Source organism: Nostoc sp. DedQUE02, assembly GCF_034531035.1.
In the GTDB taxonomy this organism is placed as follows: Bacteria; Cyanobacteriota; Cyanobacteriia; order Cyanobacteriales; family Nostocaceae; genus Nostoc.
Window position 1 is genome coordinate 267,094 of the sequence record NZ_JAVRBY020000002.1, and the last position, 23,471, is coordinate 290,564.

A 23,471-nucleotide genomic window follows, 5' to 3' on the forward strand; every position below is an offset into this window, starting at 1 on the left:
CTGAATTTTTCACTTACCCATTGACAACATCTCCACCATTGACATGTAGTACTTGTCCAGAGACATAAGAAGCATCATCAGAAGCTAAATAGACGTAGCTAGGAGCAACTTCTTCTGGTTGTCCGGCTCGTTCCATTGGTACTTGTTTCCCAAAAGTTTCAACTTTCTCTTCAGGAAAAGTTGAGGGAATTAAAGGTGTCCAAATTGGCCCTGGCGCAACAGCATTAACGCGAATTCCTTTTGATACTAGATTTTTTGATAAGGAGCGAGTAAAAGCAACGATCGCACCTTTTGTAGAGGAATAATCTAGTAGTTGTGGACTACCTTTATAAGCTGTTACCGAGGTAGTATTAACGATAGAACTGCCTGCTTGTAGATGCTTGAGTGCAGCTTTCGTCATGAAAAACATCGAGAATATATTAGTGCGGAAAGTCCGTTCTAGTTGTTCTTCGGTGATTTCTTCGATACTTTCTTTTGGATGTTGTTCGGCGGCATTGTTGATGAGAATATCGAGTTTGCCAAACTCACCAACTGTTTGCTGTATGGCTTGCTGACAAAAAGTTTCGTTGCCAATATCACCTGCAATGGTTACTGCACGACGCCCTTGTTTTTCTACCAAATTTTTTGTTTGTTTGGCATCGTCGTGTTCATTGAGGTAAAGAATCGCTACATCTGCACCTTCTTTTGCAAAGGCGATCGCTACAGCACGACCAATACCACTATCTGCACCCGTAATCAATGCTACTTTATTTTGTAACTTACCACTACCCTTATACTGGGCATCATCTGATTTGGGTTTTGGTGTCATTTCTGATTCAACACCTGGTGCTTCTTGTTGCTGTGGCGGTTGTAATTGTTGCTCTTTTTGCTCTTTTGATTCAGCCATAGTTTTTGTCTTGGTAATTGAATATTGAATTGGGCATTGGAAATGGGGCATTGAAAAGAGGCAGAGGCTCTTACTTCTTGCCCATTCCCCATTTCAAAAATAAACCTTGGATCGAAAATTCAACCCAAGGTTTATTTTTTGCTTTGACTCTCGCTAGCCGCAATTTTAGGCATTTGTATCCTGGATATTTGCCAAACTTACTTATTGCTAGCAAATGTATGCAAATTACATGATTTATTCTCACACCTGATAACAAAAAATCTGAAGAATAATTTATATTCTGCAACTGCTTTCAAATTAGCTATTATGTTGCTGTACTTTATCACTCTGGAGAGGTAAATTAAGTTGAAATTAGCTCAACCTTAAGACTGAAAATATATTAATTAAATAGTGAGTAACAAGATACTTGACTTCTTTAAAAAGTCGAGGTGATGCGGGTTACTATATTTTGATTTTTTCTTGCCGACTTGTTTAAATTTCTGGCAAAACTATCTAAATCCTAACACCGCGACTATGCATCGTCCAAAAGGCTCCGTGGTGCGCTACATTGAGATCATTAGAGGGCAGGGGTTATGGCAACACTAGATAATATTTCCGAGTTAGAACAGGTTGAAAAGTTTCGCCACTTACAATTAACCCTGCGCGATCGCTGGAAAACAAGTGAGCTATTTGACAATAGTGAAGCGGATATTTTAATTATTCCCTCCTTGAGTCTTGACCAGGGAGAACTCCAAAAGATCGAAGGCTGCGAGCATTATGAAGAAAGATTACTATTTTCCTTAATTCGGTTGCGGAATCCCCGAACTCGACTGATTTATGTAACATCAGTACCGCTGCATCCGAGTATCATTGATTATTATCTGCAATTGTTGCCAGGAATTCCCTTTTCTCATGCTCGCAATCGCTTGCTGTTACTTTCTACTTACGATTCCTCTTTTAAGCCTCTAAGCCAAAAGATTTTAGAACGCCCCCGCTTGCTAGAGCGAATTCAAAAATCTTTGAGGCTAGACAAATCATTTATGATCTGTTACAACTCTTCGCACTGGGAAGGGGAATTGTCTTTAAAATTAGGTGTACCATTGTATGCGGCTGCACCAGATTTACAAATTTGGGGGACAAAAAGTGGCAGTCGGGAAATCTTCAAGGAAAGCGAAGTACCGCATCCAGATGGCAGCGAAAAAGTTTGGAACCATACAGATTTGACAGAAGCTACCGTTGATTTGTGGGAACGCCAACCAACATTAAAACGGGTAGTAGTAAAACTTAACGAGGGCATTTCTGGAGAGGGAAATGCATTGTTGGATCTCAGACCGATTGAGAATTTAGCACCAAACACTGGTACTCATGCCGAAAGGATAGCAGCAATTAGCGATCGCTTATCAACGATGCGCTTTCAAGCAAAACAAGAAACTTGGGATAGTTTTTTGGGAAAAATGCCTGAATTAGGGGCGATCGCTGAAGCATTTGTGGAAGGGGAAATTAAGCGATCGCCCAGCGTCCAAGGACGAATCACACCCCAAGGCGAAGTGGAAATACTTTCAACCCACGACCAAATTCTTGGAGGCCCTGACGGTCAGATTTATCTTGGTTGTCGCTTTCCAGCTGATGAAAGATATCGATTGCAATTACAGCAATTGGGACTTCAAGTTGGCAGAAAGCTAGCAGAGAAAGGCACTTTAGAGCGATTTGGTGTTGATTTTATCGCCGTTGACCAGGGTAACGGAGAGTGGGATATTCAGGCGATCGAAATTAACCTGCGTAAAGGCGGTACAACTCATCCATTCATGACCCTGAAATTATTAACGAACGGTCGCTATGACCTTTCCACGGGTTTATTTTATAGTCAACAAGGTCGTCCGAAATACTACGTTGCCACCGATAATTTGCAAAAAGAGCGCTATCAGGGATTATTACCTAATGATTTGATGGATATCATCGCTCACCACAGACTGCACTTCGACAGTGGTACAGAAACGGGTACAGTGTTTCATCTTATGGGTTGCCTTTCGCAGTTTGGCAAGGTGGGATTAACCAGCATCGGTGATTCCCCGCAACAAGCACAAGACATTTATAACAAAGTTGTGAAAGTTCTAGATGAAGAAACCCGCAGCGAAAATCATGATTTCTCGGCGTTTTCAGACTATTCCTTTCCCGTCGTTTGGGATGAACATACTTAACTATCGCTCTTTTATTACTGTGAAAAATAAAATATTTGTAGTAGTGCGGCATGCTTAAAATGTTGGGTTTCAAAAACTCACGAAAACCAAAATCCAATCATTAACAGAGTTACTCAACTAAATAAATTAAGCTTGTCGCGCTAGTAGGTTGGGTTGAACAAAGTGAAACCCAACCAAATCAAGCATTTCGGAGATGTTTAATCTTGTGGTTTAATCTCAACGACATCCGTCCATACACGGTAAATCACAAGCAACCGACAACAGGTAAGCAAACTTTGGGCTTAACCTTATTAATAGTTTGATTAACAATAGGAATATTGGCTGGCGCAGGCTCAACTGCTACAGGAGAGCCATCGGTATTTAGAAAAATAAATGAATCCCCGCCAGCAACTCCACCGCCAACGCTATTTACATCATGACGGTTGGTTCCTACATATACATCTGCACGTGGTCGAATTCTAATGCTTAGTTGTCCCCCATCTCTAATAGTGATCAGTCCAGCATGAACAGCAGCTGTACAAATTGAAGAACCAAAAGAGTACGTGCCAGTTCCTACAACCGTCCCAATGCGACCATTACGTGGGCAAACAAATTTAAAATCCTGATCTAATCGTCCACCAAGATCAAGGGAGAAACCACTAGTATTCCAGCTTATTTCTCTTAAATCCAAATTTGCCACAGGAGAGCCATCGGTATTTAGAAAAATAAATGAATCCCCACCAGCAACTCCACCGCCACCGCTATTTACATCATGACGATTGGTTGCTACATATACATTTGCACGTGGTCGAATTTTTATGGTTACTTGCCCCCCATCTGTAATAGTAATCAGTCCAGCATGAACAGCAGATGTACAAATTGAAGAATCAAGAGAGTATGTGTCAGTTCCTGTAACCTTGCCAATGCGACCATTACGTGGGCAAACAACTTTAAAAACCCGATCTATTTGTCCACTAAGGTTAAGAGAGGAAGCGCTAGTATTCCAGCTTATTTCTTTTAGAGCCAGGTTTGATTGACTATGAGAAACTCTCGGCAGCATTATAATCAGTAAAGTGTTAAGTGTAACCAAACCAGAACTAAACACTCTCTTCATTAGATATCTCGATTTTTTCATCACAGTAACTCCAAGAACTAAATTTTTCTATCTTTTGGTGGCAATTACAGAGCCAACAGCTAATATTACAATGAGTTAATGTGGATGCTTGGGGCGATTACCTTCTCTTCAAAATCGCTTTATAACAACTTCTCAATAAAATCGCTATTTATACCGTTAACCATTGCTTACGTTTTCATCTAGCTTTTTCAAATGTTCAATCCGGCAGCAACTGCACTGGCACTTTATCTTAAACTCTCACGAATGCTCAGGGGGAGACGCTGCGCGTAGCTTCCTTAACAGGAGGGGTACAAGTCGGGAAACCCGCCCAACGCACTAGCTCCCCAACCTACCCCTAGATTGATAAAAACTAATGACAACAAAGGTTTCTGATTTTTATCTCGTGAGAGTTATAGAAGAGCGCTATGCAACTTGAATGCTGATTAGTTCTGAATGCGATCGCTATTAGGTAAACCTTGCTGGTTGCTTGGCTCTTTTTGCGATTGCGATTGAGTATATATATAGGTTACTAATGCTAAAGTCAGTCCAATGGCCAAGACTACTCCCAGGATTCGCAAAAAATTGGGAGTAATTCTCGTAGTTAGCTGCTCACCTAGCTTTGGTTGGTAAATAGTGTCATCCGTTCGCACTTGTGGTCTGCCTTGATGAGACGCAGGTCGCGGTTGATACAATGTTACATCTGGTGGCACTTGTGGTCTGCCTTGATTAGATCCAGGTCGTGGTTGAAATAATGTCTTATCTGGTGGCACTTGCTGCCCACCTTGATTAGACCCAGGTCGCGGTTGAAATAACGTCTTATCTGGTGGCACTTGTGGCCTGCCTTGATTAGACCCAGGTCGCGGTTGAAATAACGTTTTATCTGGTGGCACTTGCTGCCCACCTTGATTAGACCCAGGTCGTGGTTGAAATAACGTTTTATCTGGTGGCACTTGCTGCCCACCTTGATTAGACCCAGGTCGCGGTTGATATAATGTCACGTCTGGTTTCTTGACATTCGGATTATTCACAGGACTCTGTTGATTTTGCTCAATCGGGTTAAATGGTCTGGGAACGGTTTCGTGATTTGAACCTTGATTGTATCCAGCCGCCAGGGGAGGAACGGTTTCTTCAGATTGGTTTTGCTCAATCGGGTTAAACTGTCTGGGAACGGTTTCGTGATTTGAACCCTGATTGTATGAAGATGGAGGGCGAATAATGGTGTCGTCGTTCGATTGCCTTGCAACCGTTTCGTGATTTGAACCTTGATTGTATGCAGACGGAGGGCGAATAATAGTGTCGTCGTTCGATTGTCTTGCAACCGTTTCGTGATTTGAACCTTGACTATTGGAAGGTTGCGATCGCCCAGTAATTTGTCCGGGTACACTAGATTCTGTGGCAAATTTGGCAGCAGCTTGCAAAGCCTGATTCAGTTCTTCTACCGTTGCAAATCGGTTTGCGGGGTTCTTTTGGAGACATTTCATCACCACGGCTTCCAATTGTACAGGTAAATGCTCACACCCTGGTTGCTCGCGCAGTGGTTTCGGTGGCTCATAAGCATGAGCTAATACCCAAGAAGCCTCACTAACATGACTACCCTTAATGCTGATTCCAAAAGGGTCAGCTGCACTCAGCATTTCATAAAGGATAATCCCTAAACTATAAATATCACCTCTGGCATCCAAGTTTTGATCGCTTTGGATTTGTTCAGGAGGTGCGTAACGAAAGGTACCAATAAATGTACTAGTTATATTTGTAATATTGGAATTTTCTGAAGATTCACTACGAATTTTGGCAACACCAAAATCCAAAACCTTGACCCACTCTCCCAAATCTGTAGGTATTAGAAATATATTATCTGGCTTCAGGTCGCGGTGAACTACCTGAATATGCTCAGTGGTTTTGCCGCCATCCCGTTGCAGAGTCACTCCTTGATGGGCAAGCTGTAGACCCTTGCAAACTTGCGCCATAATCTTTACCGTCCGCTCAACAGATAGCCGCTTTTCCCGCAGCAGTAATTGTCTGAGCGTTTGCCCCCGCAAATATTCCATTACATAAAATGGAAAACCTTCTGGGGTGACACCACAATCACTAATCTTAACAATGTGGTCACTTTGTAAAGCAGCACAAACTGCCACCTCACGCTCAAAACGCTTTCTCATTTCTTGTGATGCCACCAGCGTATCTTTGAGCAACTTCAGCGCTACCTGTTGACCAACACGGGTATCCGTTGCCAGGAAGACTTCTCCCATGCCACCCCCGCCTAACCGTCTGTCTAAACGGTATCGCTGGTTATCACCTACTAAGCGACCATTCCAAGAATTTGAAGAAGGTGGGGATTTCATCTGGGGGAACCCATCTTAGTTACTTTAAAGTGTTAACTTTAGTCAGAGATAATACTAGTATTACAAATGTTTTACTTGCTTGTAAGTTTAGATGAACATTAGTAATATATGCTACTAGTAATTTATCTAATTATACTCAGCTTAACATAAAACTAATGCTATCAATTTGATGAAATGTTTAAAATTTAAGACCTATAACGGCTAAAATTTGTTTTTAATGTAAAGTTAATCCAGATTCTACGAGAAATTGGGGATTGGTGATTGGACTGGGAAAATTTGGTGGGAAGATTCTCACACATCCACTACTTACGCAAAAACTGTCAAAAAGCTTAACTTCTCGACCCACTTTTTCTACGAAATTTCTTGGCAAAAGTCTGGGTAAAGGTGAAGGGGAAAAGGGTAAAGAAACTCAAAATCCTTTCCCTTTACCCTTTACCCTAAGAGTGCAAAAATATATTTTTGCAAGAGGTCTACGAAATACTATGTACAGCCTCTTGTAGAAAAGAGAAGAATTAAGCATTATTGCAGAATTTATACTTATTTCCCAATTTCTACTACAGAATATTTAAAGTTTTGCAAAATATATTCTGTCAATGTACTCTGGCGTACATGATTAATATGTGCTATTGCCATGAGGAATGAGGATGAGTAATGCGCTCTCTATAGCCGCCGTGACAGCAGTACTAAAAGTCTTGCTGGAAAATGGTTTAGTCAGCGATCCGATCGCTGCTAGTGTTGGTGATGTGATTGTAACTGCCCTACCGCCTGATCGAATTTCAGTTGAAGCTGACGAGCGTGCTCAACTCAACCTCTTTCTCTATCAAGTAACACAGAATCGCAATGTCGATTGGGTCTCTCAAGAATTTCGCAACAGGCACTTAGGTATTAATGGAAACCCGCGTTCAGTAACTCCACCATTAGCTCTTGACCTCCATTACTTGCTAACAGCTTACGGAGCCAAAGATTTTCAGGCGGAGCTTTTACTGGGCTATGCAATGCATTTATTACACAAAACACCAGCTATCACATCTGATATTATTGAAAACACTTTGATAAATGCATCTACAACCAATACCTCAAGTGCTTTTTCGCAAGCTGTAGCAAATGTCTCTGTATCCGATTTAGCTGAACAAATTGGGCAGATCAAATTGACTCCAGAGTTTTTTAACATGGAAGAAACTTCTAAGTTATGGTCTGCTTTACAAACGCACTATCGACCTTCAGCGACCTATCTCGCATCGATGATATTGATTGAAAGTAGCAATAATAACTCTGAAGGTTTATACATGATGCCCTTGTCTCAACCGAGTATAGAGCAAGTTATGGCTTCGGCAAAGACCGATCAAATGATTATTGCAGGCACAACATTAGTAATTCGTGGTAAACGGTTACGCGGTGAAATCACACGAGTTCGTTTGGGCAATACGGATACATTACTAGTACCTCAAGAAGTAAAAGAAACCCAAATCAGCCTGTTAGTCCCACCAGATTTATACGCAAGCGTGCATGGTATCCAAGTTGTACACCTGACAATGGGCAATACAGGACAAACCGATTATTTAGTTGAATCAAACGTGGCGGCTTTTGTCTTACACCCAACAATTACAGCATTCGTCGCTCAAGTGGAAAATAGCGGCGACAATTTACGCACAGCAGAAATTACCGTTAAATTCCGGCCCAAAGTTGGTAAGGCGCAGCGAGTAGTTTTGCTACTCAATCAGGTATCAAGTGATAGTCCGGTAGCTTACTCTTTCTTGGTTGCGCCACGTACCCAAGACACTGATGCGATCGCGATTCCGGTCAAAAATGTCAAGCCAGGAACTTATATTGTCCGGGTGCGGGTAGATGGCGCTCAAAGTCCACTACACAAAAATCAGTCTGGAGCTGATGATTCGCCACAGGTGAATATTTTATGAATGCTACAACGATTAATCGCAATTGGGATGAGGCAAACTACCGCTATCTATCAGCAGCCTTAGCCGTGGTGCGAGGTATTTTAGAAAATCACACGGCAAAAGAGCAAAATCAACCTCAAGAGAAAAACCAAGGGAATTTACTAGCTTTACAAGAAGCTGCTGCTGCTATGCCTGCACCATCGGCATTAGAGAGAGTATGCAAAATGTTTAGCCTCTCATCTTTTGAACGTAATTTGTTGCTCTTGTGTGCAGGTATGGAATTGAATGGAGATTTTTCCAAATTATGTACTATAATCCACAATGATTCACAACGAGCTTACCCAACCTTAAGTTTAGCTTTGGCAGCTTTACCTGATGTCCACTGGGATGCGATCGCTCCAAATGCTCCCTTACGTCATTGGCGGTTGATTCAAATTGGTGATGGTCATGCCCTGACCCTCAGTCCCCTAAGAATTGACGAACGAATTTTACATTATTTGACGGGTATCCAATATCTTGACGAACGGCTAGCTGGCATCATTGAACCATTACAAGAGGTTAGTGATTTAGTACCCTCCCACCAAAATTTAGCAGAGCGAGTAGCAGCAATTTGGTCGCAAGCTTACAAAGTCAATAGCTTGCCAATTGTCCAGTTATGTAGTAAAGAAACTGTTAGCAAACACGCCGTTGCCGCCGCAATTTGTCAACTTCATGGTTTAAATCTGTGGGTAATGCCTGCACAAGTGATTCCCTTAGCACCTAACGAGTTGGATAATCTGATTCGCCTATGGACTCGTGAGACGATTTTAAGTAACTGTGCGTTGCTAATAGATTGCAACGAACTGGATACTAATGATACAGCGCGACTGAATGCGATCGCTCGTTTCATCGAACGCAGCAAGGGCTTTTTAATAGTCACCAGTCGGGAACGGATCGGCTTATCACAACGCCTAGTAGTAAATTTTGACGTAGATCAACCAACTAGTAAAGAACAAGGTGCAGTTTGGCAGGATGCACTCGGTGCAATTGCACCGCAAATGAACGGGCAAGTTAAAACCCTAGTGGATCAGTTTAACTTAAGTGCTGCAACAATTCGCGCTGCTTGTGCAGAGGCGGTAGGACAGTTAGCACAAACACCAGAAACCGATGATATCACTAGCATTTTATGGGATGCCTGCCGCGTGCAAGCACGTCCGCGCTTAGATGAACTCGCCCAAAGAATTGAGCCATCTGGTGATTGGGAGGATTTAGTATTACCAGAGGCACAGAAACAAATTCTCCGAGAAATTGCGGCTCATGTGCGTCAACGTAGTACTGTATATAATAATTGGGGTTTTGGGGGCAAGAGCGCTAGGGGATTAGGAATTAGCGCTCTATTTGCAGGTAGTAGCGGTACTGGTAAAACTTTAGGTGCAGAAGTGCTGGCACAGAAATTGCGCCTCGACCTCTATCGGATTGACCTATCATCAGTAGTCAGCAAATATATTGGCGAGACAGAGAAGAATTTGCGCCGAGTATTTGATGCCGCAGAACAAGGCGGGGTGATTTTGTTATTTGATGAAGCTGATGCTTTATTTGGTAAACGAAGTGAAGTTAAAGATGCCCGCGATCGCTATGCGAATATAGAAGTTAGCTACCTATTGCAACGCATGGAAAGCTACCCAGGTTTAGCAGTCCTGACTACGAACTTAAAGAGTGCAATTGATACAGCCTTTCTGCGGCGGATTCGCTTTGTAGTGCAGTTCCCCTTCCCTGATACAATGCAACGAGCCGAGATTTGGCGACGCGTCTTTCCAGCCGAAACCCCAACCGCAGACTTAGATGCTCTGCAATTAGCACGGCTCAATGTTGCTGGGGGTAATATCCGTAACATAGCTTTAAATGCCGCTTTCCTCGCTGCCGATGCTGGGGAACCAGTGCAGATGAAACACGTATTGCGGGCTGCTCAGACAGAATACAGTAAGTTAGAGAAACCCTTGACTGATGCAGAAGTTGGCGGCTGGATGTGATTTTACAATTTTGAAATAGATATTACTGATTTTCAAAATTTAGGATTGAATGCATCTCTGTTGGCGGATTCTCAACCAACAACAGTCTCACCAGTCGTGATCGTCGTTGAGGACACTTCCATCCTCCAAAACAAGACCTCTGACGCGAGTACCAGTCCAGTCAACATTACTCACATGCTTGGCACCACTCATATTGGTGTTACCCAGTTGAGTTTGGGTGATAGAAGCGGATCGCAATTCAGCACCACTCATATCAGTATCCATGAACTCAACAACATCCAGACAAGCTTTAGTCAAATTGGCTCCACTCAAATTAGCACGAATCAATTTGCACTGGCCCAAGTCGGCACCAGTCAGGTCGGCATTACTCAAATTGGCATCAGTAAGATCAGCACCAGCCAAGATAGTATCAGTCAAGTTGGCTCCACTCAAATTGATTCCACTCAAGTCAATATTAATAAAAACATCTTCCATTGGTTCGGAGCCGCTGATATTAATACCACTGAGATTGAGACCGCTAAAATCTCTTTCCCCAGCAGCATATCTTCTTCTCAATTCTTCTCCATCCATAATTTACTTTTGAATTTTGAATTTTGAATTTTGAATTGGTATTACTCTGGTAATTCACCAAATCTTTCCCGATAGCGAGCAAGCATAGACTCCATTTGGGCAAGTTGCTGTTCGGCTTGTTCGCGTTGCTGTTCGGCTTGTTGACGCTGTTGCTGTTCTTGGTGTGCTACTTCTTCTGGCGTGGGCGTGAGTTGTCCATCGGGAGTGAAAAAGCGCAACTTCGATTGATAAACTCCCAAATATAACTGCAATTGCTGACTCCATAACCAACCTGCTTCATTTGCTTGCAGTTCTTGATAACGACCATCTAATAAGTGAAACCCTTTAAATTCTAAACTTACTGGGTCAAACCAAAAATAATCAGGAGTCCGCCAAATATCTTGATAGATTTCCTTTTTCAACCCTCTATCAGTAGCAGCAGTTTTATCAGAAAGAATTTCTACAATCACATTTGGGTATTTGCCATCTTCTTCCCAAACTACCCAGCTTTTGCGTATTTTGCGTTGGGTATTTAAAACTACAAAGAAGTCAGGGCCTCTAAATTGCTCAGACTTGCGTTGACGCGGACTGTAATAAATCGTCATGTTACCGCAAGCGTAGAAATCTTGACGCTCCTGCCATAACCATTCCAAACACTGAATCAACAGCAGTATTTGCCGCAAGTGAAGTTCTGTTTCCAAAGGTGGTTCATCACTGTATAAATCACCAGGAGGAAATATAATATCTTCTGGTGTGTCTTCTAAAATTATTCCTAAATCTTGAGCAGAAGACATAATAATTTCTCGTTTGACAAGATAAATCTAACTTAACCCAATTCATTCACCTGCAAAAGCGATCGCCCCATTTTTCATTCCTGCTTTCTAGGATTAGAATAATTTCTACTTAAGTCGATAGCGATCGCCACTAGACGAAGTGTATAATTAGCTTCACAAATCTGCTTCAGGTTAGGTGAGATGAGCGATCGCACCGTTCAACGCCAGAAATCAGCCGCATCAAGTTTTACAAATCCGTCCCTTGCCTCGCTAAGTATTGCAAAACTAGCAAATCCAATCCGCGGCTTTGGTTCAGAAGTCAATACTGCCCCGTCCCAAACAACAACTCAACTAACGTCAGACCTTCAAGAGGCTCAGTCTGCTGATGAGCAACTATCAGAACCAGAAACGCTCAAGGAAAAGCCCCTTAGTCACGACATTAGCCGCATATCCTTGCGTCGTCCCCAAGCAAAACTAGACAAGTACCAACCTGCAAAGGATGTATTGACTCCTTTGGTACAGCAAACGGGAGATGCTCTAGCAAGCCGCAAAATCATTCAGCGCTATCAGGCTGGTGAATCAGGACATGGCTCGATTGAGAAAAAAGGCTTGCTATTAGCTGGTTTTACCGCCGATGAAGCCGCAGACGCTTATCTGGGGAACTGGATGCGCGATTTATCACAACTCGGCCCAGATATGTTTCCCCTGGTCGAACTGCTGGGAATGGGTGAATTTGGCAAGCCAATCGACCAGAGTAAATTGGGGACTTATGTTCCTTCAGAACACATGGATAATCCCGACGGAGGTAACACCGTCGAAGACCCTACTTCAGCAACCACCACAAAGGATGTTGATGCTCGTAATGAAAATAAAAAGCAGCTGTCCGACTCCCAAAAGAAAGACCAAGAAGCTGCCGATGCAGCCTATGCCGACATCAAAGCTGCTGCTGCCAAGAATCATCTGCCAGCTTATATCGAGCGTAGCAAGTTTATGGCTAAGAGAAAGTTGGTAGAAGCAATCAAAAAAGGTGAGACTCCAGAAGGGCGGGAGGAGATGAGCAGCGCTTTACACGCTGTAGAAGATTATTTTTCCCACACCAACTTTACTGAGGCAGCCATCTGGGTACTGGCAAAGGAAAACCCAGCTAAATATAAGCCCTTAATGGCTAAAATGTCCAAAACAACTTTAGGTACAGGTACAGCAACGGTAGGTGGATTAGACAAAAAAGGACTACCCCAAATTGTTAGCGGCACTTATGCCCCAGGTGCTAATAACATGGTCAGCCAAATTGAATTACTCAAAACCGAATTAGAGAGTGGGGCTTTGACTGTAGCCTTGGTGAAAGGCTTGATGATGAAGGCAGGAATTACAGCCGATGTTCTTGCCAACAAGCTAGGCGAGAAGATGGGAATTAAGCCGATTCTCCGTACTGTCGAAGGTGGGATAGGTGCAGTGGTGGGTGGTGTAGAAGGAGCGGTTAAAGGTGCTGCTAGCGGTGCGAGAACAGGTGGGGCAGCAGGTCGTAAAATCGGTGGGCTTTTTGGTAGCCTTGGCGAAGTTGTAGGAGAAGAAATTGGCGAACAAGTTGGTGGTGTAGTTGGCGGTGTATCCGGTGGGGTATCCGGTGCGAGAACAGGCGAGGCTGCGGGTGAAGAAATGGGCGAACAGGATGCCGAAGCGATTATTAAGGCAGCCGGCTTTACGATTAAAGGCGGTATGGTCGTAATTACGACCGGGACAGTAGCCACCTTGCTGACACTCTTCCCACAAATTGCAGTGGGTCTGACCACAGTTGTCGCTATGGCGCAGAGTAAATTAGGACAAAAACTATTAGATGCATCTGCCGAGAAGAAAATAGCGGAGTCTGCTAAGGAGGCAAAAGCTAAAGGGTTAACTGGCCCTACTCACTCAGAACTTGCCAAAGATGCTCCTGACCATCCGCTTTTTGATGCTTCTGCGTCGCTGGCTGTAGAGGCAGTGAGAGGAATTGGTGTTGCCATGAAGGCCGCATGGGCACAGAATAAAGCGAATCTTCCCTCAGATGAGCCTGTCGGCACAGAGGGAGTTACGAACCAAGTTGATAAATATGTCTGCGCTTTAGATGGTGATGGGTGGTGGCGACCCATTATCGAGAAACAAGCAGTGGCGGCTGGCATTACCACTGCTGATGGTGCCCAAAAGTAATAATTTCTACTTAAGTCGATAGCGATGCCTGCGGCGGTAAACTACGCCACTCAACAAACTGTATAATTAGTGTCAAGAATCTGCCTGAGGTGAAGGTGAGATGAGCGAGCGAATTGGGTACAAGAAATCAGCCACATCAACTTTTACGAATCCGTCCCTTGCCTCCCCAAGTATTCCCACACTGGCGAATCCAATACGCGGCTTTGGTTCACAAATCAATACCATCCCGCCCCAAACAGTAACTGAGGTAGCACCAGACCTTCAAGAAGTCCAGTCTCCCCAAGAGCAATTATTGGAACCAGAAGTCATCAAAGAAAAGCCCCAGACTCACGACATTAGTCGCATATCCTTACGTCGTCTCCAGACAAAACTCACAGTTGGCGAACCGAATGATCGCTATGAGCAAGAAGCAGATCGGGTGGCTAATCAGGTGATGCGAATGGTTACTAGCGTAGAGCCTATAGAAGATTCTTTGCAGCGAAAATGTGCAGCCTGTGAGCCAGAACCAGAAAAACTGCAAACTAAGCGATCGCTGCAACGTTATACCAATGACATGCAGGCTGGGGATAATATTGAAAGTCGGTTGAATAGCAGTAAAGGTGGCGGTAGCACTTTACCAAGTGACGTGCGCTCCTTTATGGAACCCCGGTTTGGTTATGATTTTAGTCAGGTGCGGGTGCATACGGGTGCTGAAGCAGTGCAGATGAACCAGGAGTTGGGCGCACAGGCGTTTACACATGGTAATGATGTTTACTTTGGGGCCGGAAAGTCGCCAGGTAATAATGAATTGACTGCCCATGAATTGACTCATGTAGTGCAGCAAACAGGAGCTTTAGAAAGAAAATGCACTACCTGTGAGGAAGAAGATCGAGTTAGCAGAAAAGAAAACGAGGAAATCTTACCTGATACTTCTTCTAATGGTGATACATCACAGTCCTCCAACACCACCGCAAAACTTCTAGATTTGATTGCCCGTTTAGAAAAACTGCATACTCATTCGGACAAACAAATAGAAGCAAGTACCGATACCGACAATCCGCCTTTGCAAAAAGAAGGTCAGCAGCATTTGGACACTTTGTCTAATGGTTTACAGCAACTACGAGCAGCAGCCCGCAGCGATGACGAAGCCTTGAAGCAACGGGTTCTAGCAGCGTTTACCCCGTCTGCTATGCAAACAGCGCAGACAGTGGCATCGAATCGTGTCCAAACTGCTTCTGGGTCTTCTTTGCAGCCAAGTTCGACTGCCAGCATACAGCGATCGCCGGTCGGTATTGCCACCAAATCTCTGACAACTAGTTCACAGCAGAATGCCACAGAAATCGAAGCAGACCAAGTTGCCAAAGCAGTAACTTCTGGCACAGTTGCAGTCAGCCAACGTTCTCCAGAGGCGAAGATTAATCGCTTCGCAGGAGGTGAAGAACTCATTGCCTTGGGAACTGGATTACTGGTGGCAGATGCCGAAGCTGCACCCGTCGAAGTAGCAACAGGCCCTCCTGGTTGGGCTATCGGATTAGGTATTGCTGTTGCTGCTGTAGTCATTATTGGCGTTGGAATTGCCATCTCTTCTGATACCCCAGCAAATCCAGAACCGGAAGCTAAACCAGTTCCACAACCTCTGCCAGTGCCAGTGCCAGTGCCTATACCTCGACGTTATCCAAACCAGACGTGTGAGGATTCAATGCTTGATACATTGCAACAAGAGATGCACGCTTTTTGCGATAGGATTGGGGGTGAAAGCTGTAGCCCTAGCAAAGTAAGTCCCAAGAAGCTAGCGCGGCGACCTTGCTCAGAGATTCGTCAACGCATTCAGGCAGTGCAGGAATGTATGCGTCTCAGAGAAAATATCCAGGATAAGTGTTTTGGTGGTCAACCCGATCAAGCTCATAAGGATGTTATCGAACAACTTAAAAGTGGACTTCAACATTGCTTGGATCTCGAAAAGGTCAACTGTGCGCCCGGTCATCCAATGGCAAATCTTTGAATTATGTTAATGGATCTGTTTCAAGCGATCGAAAATCAAAATCTAGACTACATCGCAGAATTACTGGCACACGGAGCCGATCCAAACAGTCTTCGCCCAGAATTTCCCCGATGGACACCGCTACATGAAGCAATTGAGCAACTTGAAGATGGTGGTGAGATCGAACCCTTAGTTTTGTTACTTCGCCATCATGCATCCGTTGATACTTGGGATGCTGACCATGATTCTACACCACTGCTGATGGCACTTTTCCGTGGGCAAATAGAAGCTGTTCGCTTGTTGCTGGCTGCTGGTGCAGATCCAAACGTTGTTGGTAGCGAGGGTGACTCACCATTACGCTGGTGCGTTGAACAAGGGGACTACAACACAGCAGCAATGTTACTTCGTTGTGGAGCGACCAAAACGATCAATGATGCTGGCGGTAGCGGTGGAATGACAGCTCTTGGGCAAGCCGCAAAACGACTTGATTTAAAAATGATTGAACTTCTTTTACAAGCAGGAGCAGATCCAGAAGTTTTTGATGCTGATAAGTTTACTGCATATCGACGGTTGCCGCCACGGCACGAAGCAAAAGACGATGCTGTGTGGGTTGCAGCAGAGGCACTGCTAATGCGCTGACAGATGTGATTGTGCGATCGCAGCCAAATTTATCAACCCCTAACAAATAAAGGTGTTGCTGATTGCGGTATAAAAAATAATTTTGCGTTATTTCAAAATCCTTGTAGAGACGTTGCAATTGCTAGTCTCTACATCCAAATTCATACCTCGATTCAGCAACTACCCAAATAAATTTTCTGGAACTTGATAGCGTTTCTAGTCTTGAATCATCTGACGATCTGCGCGATCGCAAACTCCAAAACGCCAGTCTTCACCAGTTATAACTGCTGCATATAGAACGTCTCACAACAAAGTATTGTTTTATTCTTTATAAATAAATTTATCTCAGTAATAACCGAATGTAAAATTATTGGTACAGAAGGTGGTTGTAAATATTCCTAAAAAATTATTGCATATACAAGAAATATTTAAGATACTCTTTTCAGTAAGTTACAGCAGTTTTCAAATACATGAAGTACAAAATCCAGGACTAAAAATAAGACATAAAGAGTTTATACTTCCTACCTCCTGCCTCAAAACTCCTAACTTTGTACTTCATGTAGAAGAAAACTACTGTAATTGCAGAAAATTCAGTATAAACGCCTCACTATTAAATATAGTGATGGTCAGGTGAGAACGTTAATTTTGGAAGATTTCAATAGAGAAAATTAGACTAAGAAAAAATGCAGCCACAGCTACAAAATTGGGATAATTTCTGCTGAGGAATAGACTGAGATAACTCTGGAGAAAATTATGATATTAGAAACAAAAAAATTAGAAGCTACACCAAAAAATTCTGCTTTCGAGACTATTGAATCTCAGTCAGAATTTAATTGGAGAGAATCTTGGTATCCTGTATGTTTTCTGCAAGACTTGCCTAAAAATCGCCCTTATAGCTTTTCGTTATACGATGAACCTTTTGTTTTATTCAAAAATACAGACGAAGAGATAATTTGTTTAACAGATTGTTGTCCTCACCGTGCAGCTAGACTATCTGATGGACAAATTATTGACGGGAGAATAGAGTGCTTGTATCATGGTTGGCAATTTGGTCAAGATGGTCAATGTTTGCATATTCCTCAGTTATCAACAGAGGCAAGAATTCCTGTTACTGCTTGTGTACCATCCTTTAAAGTTATAGAACGTCAAGGAATTATTTGGATTTGGGCTGGAAAAGTTGAAACGGCTGTTGATGAGTTAATACCAACTGTACCAAATTGGGATAAACCAGGATGTTTTAGCTTAGATTACATGCGAGACTTACCTTATGACCAAAGCTATTTTATTGAAAACGTTATTGATCCCGCACATATTCCTATTAGTCATGAAGGCATATTTAGCGATCGCACTGAAGCCCAACCACTAGAAATGGAAGTCCTTGAGAGTTCCCATCAAGGAATTCGTGGAAGGTATCGAAAGACAAAAAAACCCAATCAGCCTTGGCAATTATTAGATTTTGTTGCTCCTAGCTTAGTTCATTACAGACTTGGCAATGAACATGAAAGTAAGTTTTGGGGATCAGCCTTGTATTCAATTCCCCTCGGTAAAAATAGATGTCGGGTTCTTGTCAGAAATTATAGTAACTTTTTTGATTTTAAGACGAAGTTGATGCCACCTTGGGTAGATCATATAATGATCCGCAACAAAGTTTTAGAAGGTGATTTGCCAATAGTTGTTGAACAAAAGGGGCAAATTGAGCGGTTAGGAAAAAATTTACAAGAAGTGTATTTACCGCTCAAAACATCAGACATATTAGTAGTTGCATATCGCAAGTGGTTGGATAAATACGGCTCATCTTTGCCTTTTTATCAAGGTTATTCCACTGCAAAGAATATTGATAACAGTGAAGATAGTCAACAGTTAAAACCCTTAGACCGATTTTCGCAACACACACTTATTTGTAATTCCTGTAGCCAAGCTTATCAGTCAACCAAACAATTACAAAAAAGTTGCGTAGGAATTGCGATCGCTTTCGCAGCTATAGCAATACTTACAGATAGTTCTGGAATAAAAATAGCAGCAGTGTCTACTTCTGTAGCATTAATTATTTTGGCAGTAATCGCTGAGAGACTCAAAACCCAATTTGAGCATTTTTACAGCCGCAATAACTAAATTGGCGTTCTACTACGTCACTCAAGTTTTTGATGTGAGCGGATTTGAGCAGCGTAGTTTAAAATTAATTTTTTCAACTTGTTTCGGTGCTTTGATTTCAGTAAATAGCTGAATTGCCTGATTGAAATTCATTTGACTTTCATCAGGCTTTGCCATATCTTGATTAGTTAAACCTAATTGAAAATAAGCTTCAGCTAGATCGCACTTTGCACCTATTTTATCCAAAAGTTCGATTGCTTCTGTATGATTAGCAATAGCTAATGCAAAATCTGTTTGTTGCCGATGGATTTCTGCTAAACCATTGAGTGTTTTTGCTTTTACCTGCATATAATGACTTTCTTCAGCAAAAGTCAAAGCTTGGTGGAATATTTGATTTGCCTGGGAAAATTTGCCTAAATTGACGTAGGTTTGTCCCAAAATTTGCATGAAATAGACAAATCTTCCAGTTTGTTCTACTAGTTTTTCGTTCGTAATATTTTGATAAGCTACATCTGCTAATGCAGATGAGGCATCAGGCAAACCTAAATAAGAATACACCAAAGCTAAACAAACTGAAGCTTTTTCTGCCCAGCGATGATGCTCGGTATTTTGAGCCAGATAAATTACTTGTTGAAATAAGTTTGCGGCTGCTTCTAGTTCCCACAAATCTATCTTGTAAAGACCAATACTTAATAAAGAATCTACCTCTAGCATCCTCAGATAGTAAACTGTATGTTTATTTTCTGGCTGAGGTACAAGTGATTTGAGTGCTTGGGTTGCCAGAGTAATAGTCTTTTCTTGACAAGCGATCGCCTGACTAATCTTACCTGTTATCCAATATAAATCGCCCAGTATATTATAAAGTTCGCTGAGATTTTGGTCATTTTCCAGATTATTAACAACTCGATAAATTGCTGCAAGTATCGGTTGAATTAAACCCATCCGATACAAAGTACTACCAAGAGGTAAAAACTGCTGCCACTGATTATTTCGGCTTTTTAAAATGACCTTCGCCGCCAACTCAAACTCATTAATTTCTATATAATGATAATATGCTTCCAGAGCTTGCAAAGCATCTTTAAAGGTTTCAATTTGTTTAACACTAGCTGTCCAAAATTCTGCGGCTTTGTGGTTGGCAATTTGCCATTCATCGCTGGGGCGTAAACGCGCGATCGCTTCTTTCCGAATCACCGGATGTAGCCAATATTCACCTTTTTCACACTCCACCAAAGACCGATTCCTCAAGGAGGCGATGATTTGGCGATGTTGCTCGCCTGGAACATCCCACAGTAAACAAAACAATCCTGGTGATGAAATGCTGGGTATATCTTGGTAACGATAACATCCCAAACGGCAAAGTAGGCGATATGCTTGAGGGTCAAGAGTTTGCAGACGATTGATTTGACTAACGGCTAAATTTTTTAAGTCGGTTGCGGCTAACGGATCGGCATGATTTTCTTGCCAATAAAGAACCATGTCACCGTCAAAATCCTCTTGAATTGAACCACAGAGAATTCCCATTGCTTTAGCATTACCGCCATAAGTGCGATGCATGATTTGCAAGGTTGGCGAATTGATAGTTAACCCACGGTTGCTAAAAAACTGTTGCCATGCGCTCTCATCTAAACCAGGAAGCCGATAGTGATTCACATTTAACCCCGGTTCACAAAGGCGATCGCGACTGGTAATCAAGGTAACAGATTGCACCCTGGCATCAGTTAAAACGCGCAATAGTTCTACATAGTTGCGGTGAGAAGCAATCAACCCACCTTGTTGATCTAATGCAGGTTCGAGATTGTCAATTAACACCCCAATGCGCCGATTCTGGAGTTGGCGCTTGAGTCGCGCCAAAGTTACCCCAAATTCTACCCCAGGTTCTTCGTCAAAATCTTGTTTAAGCCATTCCTCTACTACTCGTTCGGCGGGAGTGATGTTTTGCGTTTCCTTCGCCATCAGCAGTTCCAAAACCAAATCAAACCCCTGATGGAGATATTGCTGCGCCAGAGTAGTTTTGCCTAAACCTCCCTCACCTTGAATGACAATCACTTTCGAGCCTTGATTTACCAAAGTATTCAGGTGAGCGATCGCTTCTGTTCGTCCAATAAAATTGGTATCCTCTAATTTTGGGGTGGGATGTGGCGTTCTGGAGTAATCAATCAGACTTGATGATATCGCAGTAGTTTTTCTCAGAACTCGCTCTAAAGTAGCGCGACAATTACTTTTGGTAATCTTTTCTCGCAATACCTTAGAAAGCAACTTCCATAACTGAGAACCAGCATCCTTAGCGTGTCCTTCGGTACAACCGTAAGCATGAGCGATATCCAAGTATTTTCTACCCAACCAAACTTGCACAAGAATCACTTTTTGCAAATCGCTCAACCGTTCCCCAGTCTGCGGGGGAATTATGGCGTCTAACCATGCTAATGCTGCTTCAGCGTCCATTGTGTAACGACAAGGGTAGTTCAGATTTTAGGGACAACTATAAATTACTTTACAGTTATGTTGCTGGAGTTTTTGGATAAGATTCTGTAAACCCGACTTTTTTCCCGACTTTTGCAAACTTTATTCAAAATTCAGCAGCAAGTTCTTGAAAGGATTGCTGTTATTCCAACGGTAGGTATTAAAGTCTCGTCGATCAACTGTCAAAATTCGCCCATGTCCTAGATGTTCTGCTAAAACAACTAGAGAAGCATCTGCCATATCCATTGGCAAATCGGCATATTTTTCCATGAGTTCAACTATGCGTGCAACATGGTGACTTCGTAAATCAAACACCTCAAATGCTTCCTGTGCAACCTCTCTCAAAAAACTACATTGAGCATTATTACCACCTCCTCTAGCAAGAAGAAGGTAACAAGTTTCGGTAATTACAGGGTAAGTAGTGACTAGTGGTTCATTGAGAGCATTTAAAACTTGTAGTGCTAATTGATGGTATCGATCGTTTTGGTTCCCAAGTGCGACGAAAAAGCCAGTATCAGCGACGATCATACTTTTCTTGCATTAGCGATCGCACAATAGCTTCGGAATTAGCAGCTAAGTCAGTTTCTCCTTTGAAACAGCCGATAAATTTACTTTGCTTGAGTTTAGCTAAGGGATCTGTTTTTTGTTGCTGAAGTTGTTGATAGCGCAGTTCAATCGAAGACTTAATTGCCTCTACTGTATCTTGGTCAGCCTCCTGTTGAATGTAGGCAAGCTTTTGAGCATATTCTTCATCTAGCTGAATATCAAAATTCTTCATCACCACTAACTTGGAACGTTTACCTAAAGTATATCGTCCGCGTCGAATCGTCTAGAATAAAACTCATTAGGTCATCTCAGCACCATCATTACTTATGGTGAAATCAGACCCCCGTCAATTGCCTAGCAGTGCTGAACTTCCTTGTTCAGACGACACACCTGTGGATAACGAAGACCAGAATTTTATTCCTAACCTGCTTCTTTTCTTGCTGCAATATATTTGGGCAAACCGTAATGACTGGTTTTTCAGTGTGGATATGGGTGTTTACCATACTACAGGGGTTAGTCCACTTGTGCCGATTGTACCAGACGGATTTTTGAGCTTGGGTGTAGAACGCCGCAAGGCAGATAAATCTCGTAAAAGCTATGTTGTTTGGGAAGAAAATAACATAGTGCCTATCTTGGCTTTAGAAATTGTCTCCTTAACTCCGGGTGGAGAATACGACAAAAAATTAGACACTTATGCCAAGTTAGGTGTACTGTATTACATTATTTATAATCCAGAGTATTGGCAAAGAGACCGTCATCAACCTTTTGAAGTTTATCGCTTAGTAGATGGTAGCTATCAATTGCAAATTGGTGAACCTTTTTGGATGCCAGAAATCGGTTTGGGAATCGGTAGAGAGCAATACGTATCTGGTAATATCCAGCGTCAGGTTTTGTATTGGTATGACCAACAAGGAAATCGATATCTGACACCAGAAGAACAGCTTGAATTAGCCCAACAACAACTTAAACGATATCGCCAACAATTTGGAGATTTACCAGAGGGTTAAATTATTATAAAAGGATTTATATAGCTTAAAAAAACTTACGAAATGGATACTAACAATTGGTTATCGAATACTTTAATATACTATCGTCAAATAGAGTTTTTCACTCAGTATCAATATTTTTCAAATGAGGAATTAGTATATGAAGTCAAAAAACTAGCCAAGAAACGTTATTCAAATACTTACGAGCGTTTTTTTGATGAACAAAACGATTGGGATGTTTTAAATTTAGATAGACAAAGAGTGATTGATATAGATTTCGGTTCAATTTATGATGATTGTGCAATAGAGGGTATAAATCAGAGTATACAGCAACTACTAAGCGTGGCAAAGATATCTAGAGGATTTTTTACACCTAATAAAGTTACAAGCTACTATATTAATGAATGTCACGGAAAAATTTACTCAGAAAAAGATTTACTCAAATATTTTGATAGTTTACATCCAGATGAAAATATATATCGTTATTACAAAAATATAGTAGATTTTGAAATAGATGGTTCTAGACATTTGATTGTTGGGAGTTACGATCCATCATTAAACGGCATTTCAAATAAATAAATTAATCATTAGCACAGGTTATCAATTTTATTTGGGTGTAATACTTGGCGATCCTATACCGATGCTTTTACTCAATCAAGAAGAAGTGCGAAAGTTGCAGCAAGAAAGAGGCTTGAGAGTTAATTTAATTAGACGTAGTGTAGACATATCTCGGTTAAATTTACCCAGTAATTTTTAGCTAATTTTAGCTATTAGTCTGTAGATACCTTTAGGAGCAGATTGCCACAAGGTACTTTAGTTCTAAAATAAATTAGCCGCTATCCAACTTTTCCCCGACTTTTGCAACTGCATCAGATAAAACTGCCGACTTCAGCCGACTGACA

Annotated in this window: 17 protein-coding genes; 9 read left to right on the top strand and 8 right to left on the bottom strand. The window is 42.1% G+C overall.

The features are described from left to right. Nucleotides 1-13: 13 nt before the first annotated feature. On the bottom strand, nucleotides 14-886 hold the full coding sequence (locus RMX98_RS03590) for an SDR family oxidoreductase (protein ID WP_322681869.1): 873 nt from the start codon (nucleotides 884-886) through the stop codon (nucleotides 14-16). Between the two features lie 572 nt (nucleotides 887-1,458). On the opposite strand from RMX98_RS03590, the gene RMX98_RS03595 reads away from it, so the two are divergent. After that, entirely contained in the window at nucleotides 1,459-3,063 is a 1,605-nt protein-coding gene (locus tag RMX98_RS03595) for a peptide ligase PGM1-related protein (RefSeq protein WP_322681868.1), read from the top strand. A 244-nt stretch (nucleotides 3,064-3,307) separates the two neighbouring features. Here the strand turns inward: RMX98_RS03595 and RMX98_RS03600 are convergent, their stop codons facing one another. Further along, complete coding sequence (locus RMX98_RS03600) at nucleotides 3,308-4,156, bottom strand: LCCL domain-containing protein (RefSeq protein WP_322681867.1); 849 nt, start codon at nucleotides 4,154-4,156, stop codon at nucleotides 3,308-3,310. Nucleotides 4,157-4,599: 443 nt separating this feature from the next. Further along, nucleotides 4,600-6,498 (bottom strand): protein kinase domain-containing protein, encoded by a 1,899-nt coding sequence (locus tag RMX98_RS03605; RefSeq protein ID WP_409881051.1) that lies wholly within the window; start codon nucleotides 6,496-6,498, stop codon nucleotides 4,600-4,602. A gap of 644 nt (nucleotides 6,499-7,142) precedes the next feature. On the opposite strand from RMX98_RS03605, the gene RMX98_RS03610 reads away from it, so the two are divergent. Further along, complete coding sequence (locus tag RMX98_RS03610; protein ID WP_322681662.1) at nucleotides 7,143-8,414, top strand: DUF4255 domain-containing protein; 1,272 nt, start codon at nucleotides 7,143-7,145, stop codon at nucleotides 8,412-8,414. Beyond that, entirely contained in the window at nucleotides 8,411-10,402 is a 1,992-nt protein-coding gene (locus RMX98_RS03615; RefSeq protein ID WP_322681661.1) for an ATP-binding protein, read from the top strand. Before RMX98_RS03610 ends, RMX98_RS03615 begins: the two co-directional genes overlap by 4 nt. 87 nt (nucleotides 10,403-10,489) lie before the next feature. Here the strand turns inward: RMX98_RS03615 and RMX98_RS03620 are convergent, their stop codons facing one another. Further along, nucleotides 10,490-10,972: a pentapeptide repeat-containing protein gene (locus RMX98_RS03620; protein ID WP_322681660.1), complete on the bottom strand. Its 483-nt coding sequence runs from the start codon at nucleotides 10,970-10,972 to the stop codon at nucleotides 10,490-10,492. 41 nt (nucleotides 10,973-11,013) lie between these two features. Continuing rightward, on the bottom strand, nucleotides 11,014-11,745 hold the full coding sequence (locus tag RMX98_RS03625) for a Uma2 family endonuclease (protein WP_322681659.1): 732 nt from the start codon (nucleotides 11,743-11,745) through the stop codon (nucleotides 11,014-11,016). Between the two features lie 180 nt (nucleotides 11,746-11,925). Between RMX98_RS03625 and RMX98_RS03630 the strand changes: the two genes are divergently transcribed. From RMX98_RS03630 to RMX98_RS03645, 4 genes are all read left to right on the top strand, one after another. Then, the gene (locus RMX98_RS03630; RefSeq protein ID WP_322681658.1) at nucleotides 11,926-13,908 is read left to right on the top strand and encodes an HET-C-related protein; all 1,983 of its coding nucleotides are present in this window, start codon (nucleotides 11,926-11,928) and stop codon (nucleotides 13,906-13,908) included. A 100-nt stretch (nucleotides 13,909-14,008) separates the two neighbouring features. Then, on the top strand, nucleotides 14,009-15,889 hold the full coding sequence (locus RMX98_RS03635; protein WP_322681657.1) for a DUF4157 domain-containing protein: 1,881 nt from the start codon (nucleotides 14,009-14,011) through the stop codon (nucleotides 15,887-15,889). A 3-nt stretch (nucleotides 15,890-15,892) separates the two neighbouring features. Then, entirely contained in the window at nucleotides 15,893-16,507 is a 615-nt protein-coding gene (locus tag RMX98_RS03640; RefSeq protein WP_409881052.1) for an ankyrin repeat domain-containing protein, read from the top strand. A 732-nt stretch (nucleotides 16,508-17,239) separates the two neighbouring features. Continuing rightward, nucleotides 17,240-18,598 (top strand): Rieske 2Fe-2S domain-containing protein, encoded by a 1,359-nt coding sequence (locus RMX98_RS03645; protein WP_322681655.1) that lies wholly within the window; start codon nucleotides 17,240-17,242, stop codon nucleotides 18,596-18,598. A 21-nt stretch (nucleotides 18,599-18,619) separates the two neighbouring features. Here the strand turns inward: RMX98_RS03645 and RMX98_RS03650 are convergent, their stop codons facing one another. The 3 genes from RMX98_RS03650 to RMX98_RS03660 form a co-directional block, all read right to left on the bottom strand. Further along, complete coding sequence (locus tag RMX98_RS03650) at nucleotides 18,620-21,019, bottom strand: tetratricopeptide repeat protein (RefSeq protein WP_322681654.1); 2,400 nt, start codon at nucleotides 21,017-21,019, stop codon at nucleotides 18,620-18,622. A 120-nt stretch (nucleotides 21,020-21,139) separates the two neighbouring features. Next, on the bottom strand, nucleotides 21,140-21,565 hold the full coding sequence (locus tag RMX98_RS03655; protein ID WP_322681653.1) for a type II toxin-antitoxin system VapC family toxin: 426 nt from the start codon (nucleotides 21,563-21,565) through the stop codon (nucleotides 21,140-21,142). Then, nucleotides 21,552-21,815 carry a CopG family transcriptional regulator gene (locus tag RMX98_RS03660; protein ID WP_322681652.1) on the bottom strand — a complete coding sequence of 88 codons (264 nt, stop codon included), beginning with the start codon at nucleotides 21,813-21,815 and terminating at the stop codon, nucleotides 21,552-21,554. Before RMX98_RS03660 ends, RMX98_RS03655 begins: the two co-directional genes overlap by 14 nt. A 94-nt stretch (nucleotides 21,816-21,909) precedes the next feature. Between RMX98_RS03660 and RMX98_RS03665 the strand changes: the two genes are divergently transcribed. After that, nucleotides 21,910-22,590, top strand: coding sequence for a Uma2 family endonuclease (locus RMX98_RS03665; RefSeq protein WP_322681651.1), 681 nt, complete (start codon nucleotides 21,910-21,912; stop codon nucleotides 22,588-22,590). 42 nt (nucleotides 22,591-22,632) lie between these two features. Further along, nucleotides 22,633-23,148 carry a hypothetical protein gene (locus tag RMX98_RS03670; RefSeq protein WP_322681650.1) on the top strand — a complete coding sequence of 172 codons (516 nt, stop codon included), beginning with the start codon at nucleotides 22,633-22,635 and terminating at the stop codon, nucleotides 23,146-23,148. The last annotated feature ends 323 nt before the right edge of the window (nucleotides 23,149-23,471 follow it).